Annotated in this window: 15 protein-coding genes and 1 pseudogene; 5 read left to right on the forward strand and 11 right to left on the reverse strand. The window is 66.1% G+C overall.

What is annotated here, in order from left to right:
• Window positions 1-33 precede the first annotated feature (33 nt).
• The 6 genes from NDN16_RS06630 to NDN16_RS06655 all read right to left on the reverse strand — a co-directional run bounded on the left by NDN16_RS06630 (window position 34) and on the right by NDN16_RS06655 (window position 4677).
• Entirely contained in the window at window positions 34-1434 is a 1401-nt protein-coding gene (locus NDN16_RS06630; protein WP_251112826.1) for an NAD(P)(+) transhydrogenase (Re/Si-specific) subunit beta, read from the reverse strand.
• 6 nt (window positions 1435-1440) lie between these two features.
• Complete coding sequence (locus NDN16_RS06635; RefSeq protein ID WP_039188862.1) at window positions 1441-1860, reverse strand: proton-translocating transhydrogenase family protein; 420 nt, start codon at window positions 1858-1860, stop codon at window positions 1441-1443.
• Window position 1861: 1 nt separating this feature from the next.
• Entirely contained in the window at window positions 1862-3016 is a 1155-nt protein-coding gene (locus NDN16_RS06640; protein ID WP_251112827.1) for a Re/Si-specific NAD(P)(+) transhydrogenase subunit alpha, read from the reverse strand.
• An 85-nt stretch (window positions 3017-3101) separates the two neighbouring features.
• Window positions 3102-3326 carry an aa3-type cytochrome c oxidase subunit IV gene (locus NDN16_RS06645; RefSeq protein WP_251112828.1) on the reverse strand — a complete coding sequence of 75 codons (225 nt, stop codon included), beginning with the start codon at window positions 3324-3326 and terminating at the stop codon, window positions 3102-3104.
• 150 nt (window positions 3327-3476) lie between these two features.
• Window positions 3477-4040 carry a type 1 glutamine amidotransferase domain-containing protein gene (locus NDN16_RS06650; RefSeq protein ID WP_251112829.1) on the reverse strand — a complete coding sequence of 188 codons (564 nt, stop codon included), beginning with the start codon at window positions 4038-4040 and terminating at the stop codon, window positions 3477-3479.
• Window positions 4041-4119: 79 nt separating this feature from the next.
• Window positions 4120-4677 carry a regulatory protein RecX gene (locus NDN16_RS06655; protein ID WP_251112830.1) on the reverse strand — a complete coding sequence of 186 codons (558 nt, stop codon included), beginning with the start codon at window positions 4675-4677 and terminating at the stop codon, window positions 4120-4122.
• A gap of 51 nt (window positions 4678-4728) precedes the next feature.
• Between NDN16_RS06655 and NDN16_RS06660 the strand changes: the two genes are divergently transcribed.
• Entirely contained in the window at window positions 4729-5511 is a 783-nt protein-coding gene (locus NDN16_RS06660; protein WP_251112831.1) for a gamma-glutamyl-gamma-aminobutyrate hydrolase family protein, read from the forward strand.
• Here NDN16_RS06660 and NDN16_RS06665 read toward each other — a convergent pair.
• The 4 genes from NDN16_RS06665 to NDN16_RS06680 all read right to left on the reverse strand — a co-directional run bounded on the left by NDN16_RS06665 (window position 5485) and on the right by NDN16_RS06680 (window position 8723).
• Window positions 5485-6519 carry a nickel/cobalt transporter gene (locus tag NDN16_RS06665; RefSeq protein WP_251112832.1) on the reverse strand — a complete coding sequence of 345 codons (1035 nt, stop codon included), beginning with the start codon at window positions 6517-6519 and terminating at the stop codon, window positions 5485-5487. The two genes, NDN16_RS06660 and NDN16_RS06665, sit on opposite strands and share 27 nt — an antisense overlap.
• Window positions 6507-7172, reverse strand: coding sequence for a DUF1007 family protein (locus NDN16_RS06670; protein WP_251112833.1), 666 nt, complete (start codon window positions 7170-7172; stop codon window positions 6507-6509). Before NDN16_RS06670 ends, NDN16_RS06665 begins: the two co-directional genes overlap by 13 nt.
• 75 nt (window positions 7173-7247) lie before the next feature.
• Complete coding sequence (locus tag NDN16_RS06675) at window positions 7248-7763, reverse strand: L,D-transpeptidase (protein WP_251112834.1); 516 nt, start codon at window positions 7761-7763, stop codon at window positions 7248-7250.
• A 39-nt stretch (window positions 7764-7802) separates the two neighbouring features.
• Window positions 7803-8723: a LysR family transcriptional regulator gene (locus NDN16_RS06680; protein WP_251112835.1), complete on the reverse strand. Its 921-nt coding sequence runs from the start codon at window positions 8721-8723 to the stop codon at window positions 7803-7805.
• 542 nt (window positions 8724-9265) lie between these two features.
• On the opposite strand from NDN16_RS06680, the gene odc2 reads away from it, so the two are divergent.
• Both odc2 and NDN16_RS06690 read left to right on the forward strand, forming a co-directional pair.
• On the forward strand, window positions 9266-10399 hold the full coding sequence (gene odc2 / locus NDN16_RS06685) for an ornithine/lysine decarboxylase (RefSeq protein WP_251112836.1): 1134 nt from the start codon (window positions 9266-9268) through the stop codon (window positions 10397-10399).
• Window positions 10400-10506: 107 nt separating this feature from the next.
• A pseudogene (locus NDN16_RS06690) lies at window positions 10507-11028 on the forward strand (GNAT family N-acetyltransferase); the annotation flags it as partial.
• Between the two features lie 22 nt (window positions 11029-11050).
• Here NDN16_RS06690 and NDN16_RS06695 read toward each other — a convergent pair.
• Complete coding sequence (locus tag NDN16_RS06695; protein ID WP_251112837.1) at window positions 11051-11701, reverse strand: GntR family transcriptional regulator; 651 nt, start codon at window positions 11699-11701, stop codon at window positions 11051-11053.
• Window positions 11702-11822: 121 nt separating this feature from the next.
• On the opposite strand from NDN16_RS06695, the gene NDN16_RS06700 reads away from it, so the two are divergent.
• Window positions 11823-12809, forward strand: a complete 987-nt coding sequence (locus tag NDN16_RS06700; protein WP_251112838.1) for a Bug family tripartite tricarboxylate transporter substrate binding protein — start codon at window positions 11823-11825, stop codon at window positions 12807-12809.
• A gap of 10 nt (window positions 12810-12819) precedes the next feature.
• Window positions 12820-13266 (forward strand): tripartite tricarboxylate transporter TctB family protein, encoded by a 447-nt coding sequence (locus tag NDN16_RS06705; protein ID WP_251112839.1) that lies wholly within the window; start codon window positions 12820-12822, stop codon window positions 13264-13266.

Consider the following 13266-nt stretch of genomic DNA (forward strand, 5'->3'; position numbering starts at 1 on the left):
ATAGCCGGCGGGCGCTGCCCGCCGGCAAAAAGCTCAGTGGGCCATCGCCTTGACGATGTCTTCCACCATCTTCTTCGCGTCGCCGAACAGCATCATCGTGTTATCCTTGTAGAACAAGGTGTTGTCGATGCCGGCATAGCCGGAGCCCAGCGAACGCTTGACGAACAGGCAGGTGCGCGCCTGATCCACGTTCAGGATGGGCATGCCGTAGATGGGCGAGGACGGATCGTCGCGGGCGGCCGGGTTGGTCACGTCGTTGGCGCCGATCACGAAGGCGACGTCCGTCTGCGCGAACTCGGAGTTGATGTCCTCCAGTTCGAACACCTCGTCATAGGGCACGTTCGCCTCGGCCAGGAGCACGTTCATGTGGCCCGGCATGCGGCCTGCGACCGGATGGATCGCATACTTCACCTCGACGCCTTCCTTCTTGAGCACGTCGGCCATCTCGCGCAGTGCATGCTGCGCCTGCGCCACAGCCATGCCGTAGCCCGGCACGATGATGACGCGCGCGGCATTCTTCATCAGGTAGGCCGCATCGTCCGCCGAACCCTGCTTGACCGTGCGGTCGCCGAGGTCGGCGCCGCCCGCCGGCCCGGCGTCGCCGCCGAAACCGCCCAGGATGACGGAGATGAAGGAGCGGTTCATGCCCTTGCACATGATGTAGGACAGGATCGCACCGGACGAGCCGACGAGCGCGCCCGTGATGATGAGCGCAAGGTTCTGCAGCGTGAAACCGATGCCGGCGGCGGCCCACCCCGAATAGGAGTTGAGCATCGACACGACGACCGGCATGTCCGCGCCTCCGATCGGCACGATCAGGAGTACGCCCAGGGCAAGGGCAACCAGCACGATGAGCCAGAACATCAGGTGGCTCTGCGTCGTCGCGAAGCCGATGACCAGCAGCAGCAGCGCGACGCCGAGCGCGATGTTGATGATGTGGCGCGACGGAAGCAGGATCGGCTTGCCGCTCATGCGCCCGTCGAGCTTCAGAAAGGCGATGATCGAGCCGGTGAAGGTGATCGCGCCGATGGCGACGCCGATGGACATCTCCACCAGGGCCTGCGCGTGGATATGGCCTACCGTGCCGATGCCGATGGATTCGGGCGCGTAGAGCGCGGCGGCCGCGACAGCCACCGCCGCGAGGCCGACAAGGCTGTGGAAGGCCGCCACGAGCTGCGGCATGGCCGTCATGGCGATCTTGCGGGCGATATAGGCGCCCGCCCCGCCGCCGATGGCGATGCCTATGACGATGATCAGCAGGCCGCCGAAGCTGGGCCGCGCCAGCAGCAGCGTCGTGACGATGGCAAGGCCCATGCCCACCATGCCGAACATGTTGCCCTGGCGCGACGTCGTCGGATGCGACAGGCCACGCAGCGCGAGGATGAAGAGAACCCCGGAGACGAGGTACAGGAAGGCCGCGAAATTTTCGGACATGGCGGCTTACTTGTCCTTCTTCTTGTACATCGCCAGCATCCTCTGCGTGACCAGGAAGCCACCGAAGATGTTGACCGAGGCAAGGACGAGGGCGATGAACCCGAACGTCGTCGCGAGGCCGGAGGCAGAGATGCCGACCGCCAGGAGCGCGCCGACGATGATAACGGAGGAAATCGCGTTGGTGACGCTCATCAGCGGCGTGTGGAGCGCCGGCGTCACCGACCAGACCACATAGTAGCCGACGAAGATCGCCAGGACAAAGATCGCCAGGTGGAACAGGAAGGGGTCCACTCCGGTCGCGGCCTGCACCGCGCCGGCGATCCCCGGTTCGCTCGCCAGCCTGTCGACGCCGGCGCGGGCCGCTTCGATGGCGCCCTGTGCGGCATCGAGCGCCTGATGCGTCGTGTTCAGCGTTTCGCTTGCCATCTCAGGCAACCTCCCCCGAAGCTGCGGCTTCCGCCGGTTTGAACTGCGGATGCACCACGGCACCCTCGTGCGTCAGCGCCGTCGCCTTCTGCAACTCGTCGCCGAGGTCGATGCGCAACGCCCCGGTATCCTTGTCGACCATCGTCTCAACGAAGGCCGAAAGGTTGCGGGCGTACAGCAGCGACGCCGTCGCGGCGATGCGGCCGGGCACGTTGAGATAGCCGATGATCCGGGCCGGGCCGACATCGGCGACCGTGTCGGCGACGGCGCCTTCCACGTTGCCGCCGCGCTCGACCGCAAGGTCCACCAGCACGGAGCCGGGTTTCATCGTGTCGATCATGGCCCGGCTGACGAGGCGTGGCGCGGGCCGGCCCGGTATGAGGGCGGTGGTGATGACGATGTCCTGCTTGGCTATGTGGCTTGCCGTCAGCTCGGCCTGCTTCTTCTGGTATTCGGCCGACATCTGCTTGGCATAGCCGCCCGCCGTCTCGGCCGCCTTGAACTCGTCGTCCTCGACGGCAATGAACTTGGCGCCGAGCGATTCGACCTGCTCCTTGGCGGCGGGGCGCACATCCGTCGCGGTGACGACGGCGCCCAGACGGCGCGCCGTCGCGATGGCCTGAAGGCCGGCAACGCCCGCCCCCATCACGAAGACGCGCGCCGCCGGCACCGTGCCGGCCGCCGTCATCATCATCGGGAAAGCGCGGTCATAGACTTCGGCGGCATCGATGACGGCCTGGTAGCCGGCAAGGTTGGCCTGGCTGGACAGGACGTCCATCACCTGCGCACGGGTAATGCGCGGCATCAATTCCATCGCGAAGGCGGTCACGCCGGCATCGGCCATGGCGGACAATGCGGATTCGTTACCATAGGGGTCCATGACCGCCACCACGACGGCGCCTCGCCGATAGCCGGCCAGCTCTTCGGCTCCGGGCCGCCGGACCTTGAGGATCAGATCGGCGTCGCCGGCGTCGGCCGCACCGCCGATGGAGGCGCCCGCAGCGGCGAAGGCATCGTCCGGAATGCGTGACAGGTCGCCCGCGCCGCTTTCGACGACCACGTCGAAACCCAGCGCCTTGAGCTTCTTGATGCTGTCGGGGGATGCCGCAACGCGCGGCTCACCCGCTTCCCGCTCTTTGGGAACGAAGAGTTTCATGGATGCTCCTCCATCGCGCGGGTCCATAGCCGGCGCGCCATGCGACTGTGCGGGAAAGGCGGGCGCCGGAAACGCGCCCGGGCGGTCAGCGCAGGATGTAGCTCATGACGGCGCCCGAAAGCACGAACATGAAGAGGCCGCCGATGACGCCCCAGTTGCCGACCAGACTGACCATCATGCCGAGCAGGATGGCGACCACGGCGATGGTGCCGTATTTCACCAGCCACAGGAAGCCCGAATAGGTGCGCTCATGCTCCGGATAGTCCATCGGTGCGGATGTGATGGGCCCGGTGTGATGATGGTCCGCCATCGGCAAGTCCTCGTTCGGCAAAAATGCAGTCGCTCACTTATACGCATGCCGGCCCGCGGGGCAATCGCGAACGCGGCTTTTTCGGGGCAGGCCCGGACATGGAAAAGGGCCGCCCCTGCGGGCGACCCTTTCCGGTGCGATGGGCACGGATCATGCGGCTTCGCGCTTCTCGTGCCGGCCTTCTTCCACCTCTTCGATGATCTTCGCGATGAAGGCCGGAAGATCGCCGGGATTGCGGGAGGTGATGAGGGCCTGGTCCGTCACGACCGCCTCGTCGTGCCAGCGGCCGCCGGCATTGACGACATCGGTCCGGATGGACTGGTAAGACGTGACGTCGCGGTCGCGGATGACGCCCGCCTCCACCAGCAGCCACGGCGCATGGCAGATGGCGGCCAGCGTCTTCTTCGTGTTGTAGAAATCGTGCACGAACTTTACCGCTTCCGGCTTCGAGCGCAGGACGTCCGGGTTGATCTGCCCGCCTGGAAGCACGAGCGCGTCGTAATCGTTCACCGACACCTGCGACAGCGTCTTGTCGACGGGCACGCTCTGTCCCCAGTCCGTCTCGTCCCAGCCCTTGATTTCGCCCGGCTCCAGCGACACGACGTCCACGGTCGCGCCGGCTTCGCGCAGTTTGGTCAGCGGCTGTACGAGCTCCGATTGCTCGAAACCGTCGGTTGCCAGAATCGCGATACGGGCCTGCCTGATGTTGGGCATCTGTCATGCTCCTCATGTTTGGATTTGCATGAATGATGCGCGTCGCCGCGCCCGCGTTCCCGACAGGTTGCCGCAGTCGCTACCCTTCCCGGCCGTCCCCGTCGACGATCCGGATCGCGATATCGACCGGAAATCCGGCGCGCGCCATGGCAGCGACATCGCGGTCGCGGCGTTCCGCCCTGTCCCGGGTGCGGAAGGGGCCCAGCCCGCGGCGGCGGGCATAGGCGTGGGCGGCGGCGCGCTCGTCATGCCCCTCCTCCAGAAGGGCCGTCGACGCCGTGGCGTCGTCCACGCCCTTCTCCCGCAGTTTCGCCCGCGTCGCCGCGGCGGAAATGCCGCGCCGTTTCAGGGATGCTACACGCGCCCCGGCAAAAAGCGCATCATCGACGAGGCGCGCCGCGCAGAGCCGTTCGACGACGCGCTCCACCATGGCAGCGGCCGCATCCGGGTCGTCGTGGCGGCGTTGCAGCTTGCGCGCGAGCACACGTGCGAGATTGGACCGCGAGGTCGGGTAGCGGTCGATGTAGGAAAGCGCCGCGCGCATCAGCCAGCGCTCGATGTCGGACGCCGCTTCCGCCGGAGGTTGAGTGTCGCCATGCATGCCGCGATATAATACCTCAGGGTGCTTCATGCCCATAGGCGGATGGAGTACCTCCTGCATCCACGATACATGCGGATCGAGAAAGCCATGACGATGCACCGCCCGATAATCGCCGTGCCGGCGGATATACGCGCATTCGAGGCCTATACATGGCACGCGACGCCCGACACCTATCTCAAGGCCGCGTTGCGTGTCGCCGGCGTCGTGCCGCTCATCGTACCGGCCCTGTCCGATGGTTTCGAGGTTGCCGACATTCTCGACCGCGTCGACGGCGTGATGACGACCGGATCGGCCACCAATGTTCATCCGGGCCGGTATGGCGTCGGGGCCACGGCCTCGCACGAGCCATTCGACACGAACCGCGATACGCTGTCCTGTGCAATGATCCGGGGGGCCCTGGCCCGGGACATGCCGCTTCTGGCCATCTGCCGCGGCCATCAGGAACTCAACGTGGCGCTCGGCGGCAGCCTGGCGACGGAGATACAGGATATCCCGGGCCGAATGGACCATCGCGCTCCGTCCGATCCCGATCAGGCCGCGCGTTTCGCCCGGCGCCACCCCGTGGCCCTCGACCCCGCCGGACGTCTGCGTACGCTGATCGGCGCGGACACGATCGAGGTGAACTCGCTGCACCGCCAGGCCGTGGACCGGCTGGCCGATGGCCTCGTCGTGGAAGCCCGCGCCCCGGACGGGACGGTCGAGGCCGTATCGGTGGCCTCGGCGCCGGACTATGCGTTCGGCTTCCAGTGGCATCCGGAATACTGGGCGGAAACGGACGCACCCTCGCGTATGATCATCGAGAGATTCGGAGCTGCCTGCCGGCGTTTCGCGGCGCGGCGGACGTCACATCTGCAGAGCGCCGCCGAGTAGCAGGAGGCCGAACAGCACCAGAAGCAGCGCGCCGGCGATCTCCATGACATCGCGCCACGCCGCGGACCGCCCTGCGAAGCGCAAGGCTGCCCCCTTTGCATAGACGGCCAATGCGGCCAGCGCCGAAACGGTGATCGCCGTTCCCAGGGCCATGGCCAGAACGGACAGGACGCCGCCCAGCCACAGGCCGTTGACCAGTGCGAAGGTGAGAACGACGATGGCCCCGGCGCAGGGCCGAAGGCCCACGGCAAGCGCTGCCGAGACGCCCGAGCCGATGGTGAAGCGGCCGGTCGCCAGGCTTGCGGGGTCCTGCATATGGGCACGGCCGCAATCGCAGTCAACCGGCTGTGCCTGGCAGACATCCGGATCATAGCCCGTTGCGGCAAACCGCGATGAAGTCCTTCCGGTCGAGTGGCTTCCGGCTTCGGCGAATGCCAGTCCGCCCGCCACTGCGGACCCTGCCCTTCGGGTTGCCCATAGGCGGCCCAGCTTGCGCGCCAGCAACCAGAATCCGAAGACCGCGATCATCGCATAGGAGGCGACTTCCATGCCCCAGCCGAGCGTCGTCATGGACAGGCCGGTTCCCCGCAGGACGTACCAGCCCACGCCGACCAGGAGCAGCGCCGACAGGGCCTGAAAGCCCGCCGAAAGAAACGACAGCGCAACGCCGCGACGCAACTGGACCTCGTTCGCCAACATGTAGGACGAGATGACGGCCTTGCCGTGACCCGGCCCGGCCGCATGGAAGACGCCGTAGACGAAGGACAGGCCGACCAGCGGAGCGACGCCGCCCTCACCGGCGCGCAGCGCCACCAGCCCCTGGCGCAGGCCGGTGAAGAATTCGCGCTGAACGCCTCCGATCCACAGAAACAGCCCCGCCAGCGGGCCGGTGCCCGGCTGCATCGCCACTTCCGCGTTGCCGATGCCGAGGGACGATTGGGCCAGCGCCGGCACTGTCAGGCAGACGATCGCTGTCGCCGCGACAAGGAATGCGCTCAGCCGGCGCATGTGACGTCCACATGGGTTGCCAGCGCCTTGGAATAGTCGATGCCGTCATCCGGCACCTTCTCGTCCGGTCGCAGCATCGAAATCTGGGCCATCCAATTCGCTGCGGCCTCGTCCGGATCCGGCACCGTATAGGCTTTCGTGCAAGTGGCTGGCAGGTCGAGAAGCTGGAAGGCCTCCTCGCTGGCGAAATCGAAGGCCACGAAAAAGCTGTCGTCGAAATTGGAGAAGGTCACCGCCTGCTTTGCAAGGTCCACGGGCTCGGCCGGTGTCATCTCGAAGAAAAGCAGGAGCTGATCCTTCTCGTACAGGGCGCGGATCCGCTCCGGCGGCGTCATGGCGACGGGGCGACCGGAAATGGTGATGAGCGTATAGAAGTCCCATTCCGCTATGGAGTGGCGCACCGTCTCGCCGATCTCGGTCAACTCGTCCGGGTCGAGCGTGCCATTGGCGTTTTTGTCGAAATCGAAGAGAACGCTGGACGAGAACAGCTCGTCCATCCGCCAGACATTGCGAATGGCCTTGAGGTTCGTGCCGGTGCCGCCCACGATTTCCATGCGGCCGTCGACGAAGACATGCGGATGCGCCAGCGCCGGCGTTGCCGCGCCGCAAGCCAGAAGGGCGGCCGCAAGCCTTGCGGATCTTCGGATGGCCATGTCGTTCCCCATGCCGGTAGCCTGTCGCTCATCGCTGCATAGCATGGCGATTTTGCGATGGCTCGGGAACCTCGCCTATTTCAAAACGACGACCTCCGCGCCGACATGGACCCGCTCGAACAGGTCGGCGACATCGGCGTTGCGCATGCGGAAGCAACCCGCCGAGGCCGCTCCGCCGATGGAGTTCGGCGCATTCGTTCCGTGGATGCGATAGTAGCCCCAGCCCAGATTGATCGCCCGCACGCCCAGCGGATTTTTCGGCCCCGGCCCCACCGATTGCGGCAGCTTGGGATTTTTGGACCGCATGTCCGGCGTCGGGATCCAGGTCGGGTTGACGCGTTTGCGCGACACCCAGCTCTTGCCGAACCATTGCTCGCTCGGCTTGCCGACGGCGATATCGTAGACGAGCGCCTCCGCCGGCCCGGTCACGAGGTACAACTTGCGCTGGGCCGTCAGCACGACGATCGTCCCGGCTTCGTAGCCGGCGGAATCGAAGACGACCGGCAGGCGTGGCGCGGGGCCCGTCGCGGCCATGGCCGGTGCGGCGAACAGCCATGCGACGAGAGCAATGGAAAAGGCGAGGCGTTTCATCGAGGCGGCCCGTGACGAGTTCGGCGGGGCCGGCCGACGTCAGGCGGCCGCTCCCAGCTTTGCCGCACAATTCTGACGGAACCAGGTTGCCAGAAAGTCAACGAACAGCCGTGTCCGCGCCGGCAGATGCCGCCTGTGTGGAAATACCGCGTAAATGCCGGCCTCGCTCGGCATGTAGGCGTCGAGCAGGCGCACCAGCCGCCCTGCGGCAATGTCTTCCCTGACGATGAACTCCGGCTCCAGCGCCGCGCCGAGCCCCGCAAGGACGGCTGCGCGGACCGTGACGGGCGAGTTCGCGGTGAACCGGCCCGATACGTTCACCGGTATGGCCGCGCCGCTGTCCGGGTCGCGGAAGGTCCAGTTGTAGAGCGTACGCGCGTTGGAATCGATGACGACCGGCCAGTCGGCCAGATCCTGCGGATGGGCAGGAAGGCCGTGGCGGCGCACCAGTTCGGGCGTGGCGCAGATCACGAAGTCGAGCGCGGTCAGCCGCCGGGCGATCAGCGACGAATCATCGAGCCGCGTCATGCGGATCGCCACGTCGAACCCCTCTTCCACGAGGTTTACGAAATTGTCGTCCAGATGGACCTCCAGCCGGATTTCCGGATGCGCCTTGGCGAACTCGATCAGCGAAAGGCCGAATTCGGCATCGCCGAAGGTGCGGGCTGCGCTGATGCGCAAGGTGCCGCGAGCCTCGCCGGTGGCGGCGCGCGCCTCCTCGTTGAGGGAGTCGAGGTCGGACAGCAGCGCGCTCGCCCGGGCAAGATACACCTCTCCTGCCGCCGTCAGCGCCACCTGCCGCGTCGTCCGGTTGATCAGGAGAACGCCGAGCTCGTCTTCCAGCTCGCGAACATATTTCGACAGCAGAGCCTTGGAGCGCCCCGTCTTGCGGGCGGCAGCGGAGAAGCCGCCATTCTCGACCACGGCGATGAAGGCGCGCATGCGCGTGAGTGTGTCCAATGCCGTCTCCCGTATTCGCGGGCCGTTCCCCGCCTTCGGCGACACCCAAGAATCGCACCTGCAAGCTTGGCGCAAGAAAAAATCCGGTCCAGCGGAAATTTCCTGTTGTGTATGACGCACCCCTTTCATATATCGGCCTTGCCCCATGTCGCACGTGCCTGTGGGCGTCCCCCGGTCCTCATATGCGAGGGTTGCCGGGACGGTACCTGGAGTGATCCTCCAGTTGGTTTTGCTGCTCGCGAAATCATGGACGCCTTGAAGCAACGACGGTCCGGGCCTTTCTGGTCTCTCCCGGTCTCCACCACCGGGATTACTGAAGAGGCACACCATCATTGCCTGAAGTGCGGCGGGTTCTTCCCCACCAAGCCATGGCAGACAATTCGGCGTAGATCGTCCTCAACCATGTCTTCATGGCGGGCGAAATCGCGTCGACGCATGTCGCGTTTCGCGCGGACAGCGGTAGAACAGGGTCTCCACAGGCTGTTCTTCGTTGTCGTGCGTGCGCTCCTATTCAACCTTCCGGTTCGTGGGAGAGCTCAACCATGGCAACGCAGCGTATCACCGATTTCCTCGCCACCCGACGTCCGAGCGGACCTTGCCTCGTCGTCGACCTCGAGGTCGTGCGCGAAAACTTCATCGGCTTCCGGCGCGCCCTTCCCGGCTCCGCCATCTACTATGCCGTCAAGGCCAATCCGGCGCCGGAAATCCTGCGTCTTCTGGCTTCGCTCGGCTCCAGCTTCGATTGCGCCTCCGTGGCCGAAATCGAGATGGCGCTGAATGCCGGCGCAACCGCGGACCGCATCTCCTACGGCAACACGATCAAGAAAGAGCGCGACATCGCAAGCGCCCATGCGCTCGGCGTTTCGCTTTTCGCGGTCGATTGCGTCGAAGAGGTCGAGAAGGTGGCGCGCGCAGCGCCCGCAGCGCGCGTCTTCTGCCGCGTGCTTACGGACGGGGCCGGGGCGGAATGGCCGCTGTCGCGCAAGTTCGGCTGTGTGCCGGCCATGGCCATCGATGTGCTGGAAACCGCGCATCGTCTGGGCCTTCAGGCAACCGGCGTGTCGTTCCACGTCGGCTCGCAGCAGACGAACACGCAAGCCTGGGACAGCGCCCTGGCCGATGCCGCCAACGTCTTCAATACGCTGGCCGAGCGCGGCATCGTGCTGACGCTCGTCAACATGGGCGGCGGCTTCCCCACCCGCTACCTGAAGGACGTACCCACCGCCGAGGCCTACGGACAGTCGATCTTTGCCGCGCTGAGCCGGCATTTCGGCAACCGCCTGCCCGAGACGATCATCGAGCCGGGCCGCGGCATGGTTGGCGATGCCGGGGTCATCAAGGCGGAAGTGGTTCTGGTGTCGCGCAAGTCCGCGACCGACGAGAATCGCTGGGTCTATCTCGACATCGGCAAGTTCGGCGGGCTCGCCGAGACGATGGACGAGGCGATCCGCTATCCCATCGTCACCGCGCGCGATGCCGACCGCAAGGAGCCCTGCGTCCTCGCAGGCCCGACATGCGACAGCGCCGACGTGATGTACGAGAAGGTGCCTTATCCGCTGCCGATCACGCTGACGGTGGGCGATGAAGTCCTGATCGAGGGCACGGGCGCCTATACGACCACCTATGCCTCGGTGGCCTTCAACGGCTTCGAGCCGCTGCGCGCCTACGTCATCTGACGCCCGACCGTTGCGGGCGGCCCTGTGCCGCCCGTCATACCCGCCCGACTTTTCATCCGCCCTTCCCGAGGGAGTGCCGCGCCATGCTGCCTGCGCATTCTTTTCCGATGCCTTCAATCCGGCCAGAGATCCGCCTGCGCGCCGAGTGCGGCGCAGACGTGCCGGCGCGCGAAGCGCTGCTGGACGCCGCGATGGGCAAGGCGCGCAAGCGCAAGTCCTCGGAGGCGATCCGCCGCGGCCGTATGCCGGCCGATGGCCTTTCGCTCATTGCGGAAGACGAGGCCGGCCGCGTCGTCGGCACGGTCCGCCTGTGGCACGTCGATGCCGGCGGCCGGCGTGCCCTGCTGCTTGGCCCGCTGGCCGTGCAGCCGGGGCTCGACGGCATGGGCATCGGCTCTATGCTGATGCGACGGGCGATTGCCGAAGCCAGCTTTCGCGGCCACGGGGTGATCCTCCTGGTGGGGGACGCGTCCTATTACGAACGCTTCGGCTTCAGCGCACTGGCGACGGGACGTCTCGCCATGCCCGGCCCCTACGAACGGCATCGCCTGCTGGCGCTGGAACTGGCGCCCGGCGCGCTTCAGGATGCGGACGGGGTCATCTGCGGCACAGGCCGGCGCCTGATCGCCGATCGCAGGGCAGCATATGCGGCTATCCGGCATTGGCGGAGATCAGCGCCGCCCGTGCCGACCGCACATGCCGCCGCATCTGCAACTCGGCCACCTCGCCGTCTCGTTCCTGCAGAGCGGCGAGAATGCGCACATGCTCTTTCCATGCCTCCAGTCCCCGCCCTTTGACCGCACCATGTTTCTGACGGCAGAGAAAAAGGCGCGGATAGAACTGGTCGCATAAAAGGTCTGCAAGCACCGGGTTGCGGCTGGCCCGTGCAATGCGGACATGGAAGTCGCCATCCCTGTCGCGCTGGTTGTAGGGGCCCTGCGGCGCCGCGCGCAACGCTGTCCCATGCTCTTCGACGAGATCGGTCAACTCGGCCAGCTCGGCGTCGGTCATCTCGTCTGCCGCCAGCCGGGCAGCCATTCCTTCGAGCGCCTCCCGCACATCCAGAAGATGCAGGAACTCCGGCAGGGTCGGCGCGATGACCCGCACGCCCTGGTTTGCGACATGTGTTACCAGCCCGCGCTCCTGAAGACGGCGGATGGCTTCCCGCACCGGGGCACGACTGATGCCGAGTTCCGCGGCGATGGCCGGTTCGCTGAGCTTGTCGCCGGCCTTCAATTCCCCCGTCAGGATCGCGTTGTTCAAGCTGTCGTAGACGGTTCGCGACGGTACGGATCGGCTCATCGAAGACTCCTCAATTGTCGACACATATTGCCCGTTCATATGCACAATTCCAATATACGTACTTGTAACGTGTGGTTTATCGCGTAAGGTGTCGACACTTTCTGGTTCTGGGAGGAAACCGATGATGATCCGCAGTACGCTTATGGCCGCAGCCTTGCTGGCCCTTGCACCCGCAGTCTCCGCCTCGGCGTTCGAGCCGCGCAATCCCGAATGCATCGCGCCGGCGGCGCCGGGGGGCGGCTTCGACCTGACCTGCCGTATCACCAGTCAGCAGTTGAATCAGCTCGGCATCGTGGAGCCCACCATCCGCACCACCAACATGCCGGGCGGGATCGGCGCGGTGGCCTACAACACCATCCAGGCGAACCGGGCGCAGGATCCGAACGTGATCATCGCCGTTTCGACGGGCTCGTGGGTCAATCTCGCGCAGGGCAAGTTCGGTCGCTTTACGGAAAACGATGTCCGCTGGATCGGCGCCGTCGGAGCCGACTACGGGGTCCTAGCCGTCCGCAAGGACAGCCGCTTCGAGACGCTGGAAGATTTCGTCGCGGCGCTGAAGGAAGACGCGGGTTCGGTGCCCATCGGCGCAGGCGGAACGGTCGGCAGCCAGGACTGGATGAAGCCGGCCCTCGTGGCGCGCGCGGCAGGGGTCGATCCTCGCCAGATGCGTTATTTGTCCTATGAAGGCGGCGGCGAGGCGCTGGCCGCCCTGCTGGGCGGAACGATAGAGGTTCTGCCCGGCGATGCATCCGAGATCCTCGGCCAGTTGGAAGCGGGCGAGGTGCGCGTGCTGGCGACGTTTTCGGCCGAGAGGCTTCCCGGCGCCTTTGCCGACATCCCGACCGCCAAGGAAGCGGGATACGATGTCGAATGGCCGATCGTGCGCGGCTTCTATGCGCCGCCCCGCATCTCCGATGAGGAATACGCCTACTGGGTGGACGCGCTGACCAAGCTGAACGCAAACCCGGAATGGCAGAAAGTGCGCGGCGAGCAGGGCCTGTTCGAATACGATCTCGTGGGCGCAGAGTTCGACGCCTTCGCCAAGGAGCGGACGACCGCCTTCCGTACGCTCGCCTCCGAAGTCGGCCTGCCGACGTCCGGCAACTGAGGCGCAACCCATGACGCCGCTTGCCGCCAAGACGATGGACCGGGCCAGCGGCGCATTGCTGCTCCTGCTCGGCATCGGGGCCGTCTGGCATGCCCAGACCCTTTCCGTGCCCTTCGCCTCGGACCCCATAGGGCCCAAGGCCTTCCCGACCATCGCCGGGGCCATACTGGTCCTGGCGGGCGCCAGCATCCTGTTTCGCCCCGAAGCGATCGAACTGGAGACCGGGCACAGGATGCGCGTCGCCGGAGTTGCCATCGCCTCGCTCGTCTACCCGTTCCTTCTGCTTCCGCTGGGCTTCGTTCCGGCGACGGCCTTGCTGGGCCTCGTCACCGCGCGCGCCTTTCGAGGTCCGTGGTTGGGCTCCATCATCGCATCGATCCTGCTGGCGGCCGCCTTCCTGCTGATCATCGATACCGCACTCGGACTGCCGCTGCCGCGCGGCCCGCTGGGGATCTGA

It is taken from the genome of Aureimonas altamirensis, from assembly GCF_023702225.1.
GTDB lineage: Bacteria > Pseudomonadota > Alphaproteobacteria > Rhizobiales > Rhizobiaceae > Aureimonas > Aureimonas altamirensis_B.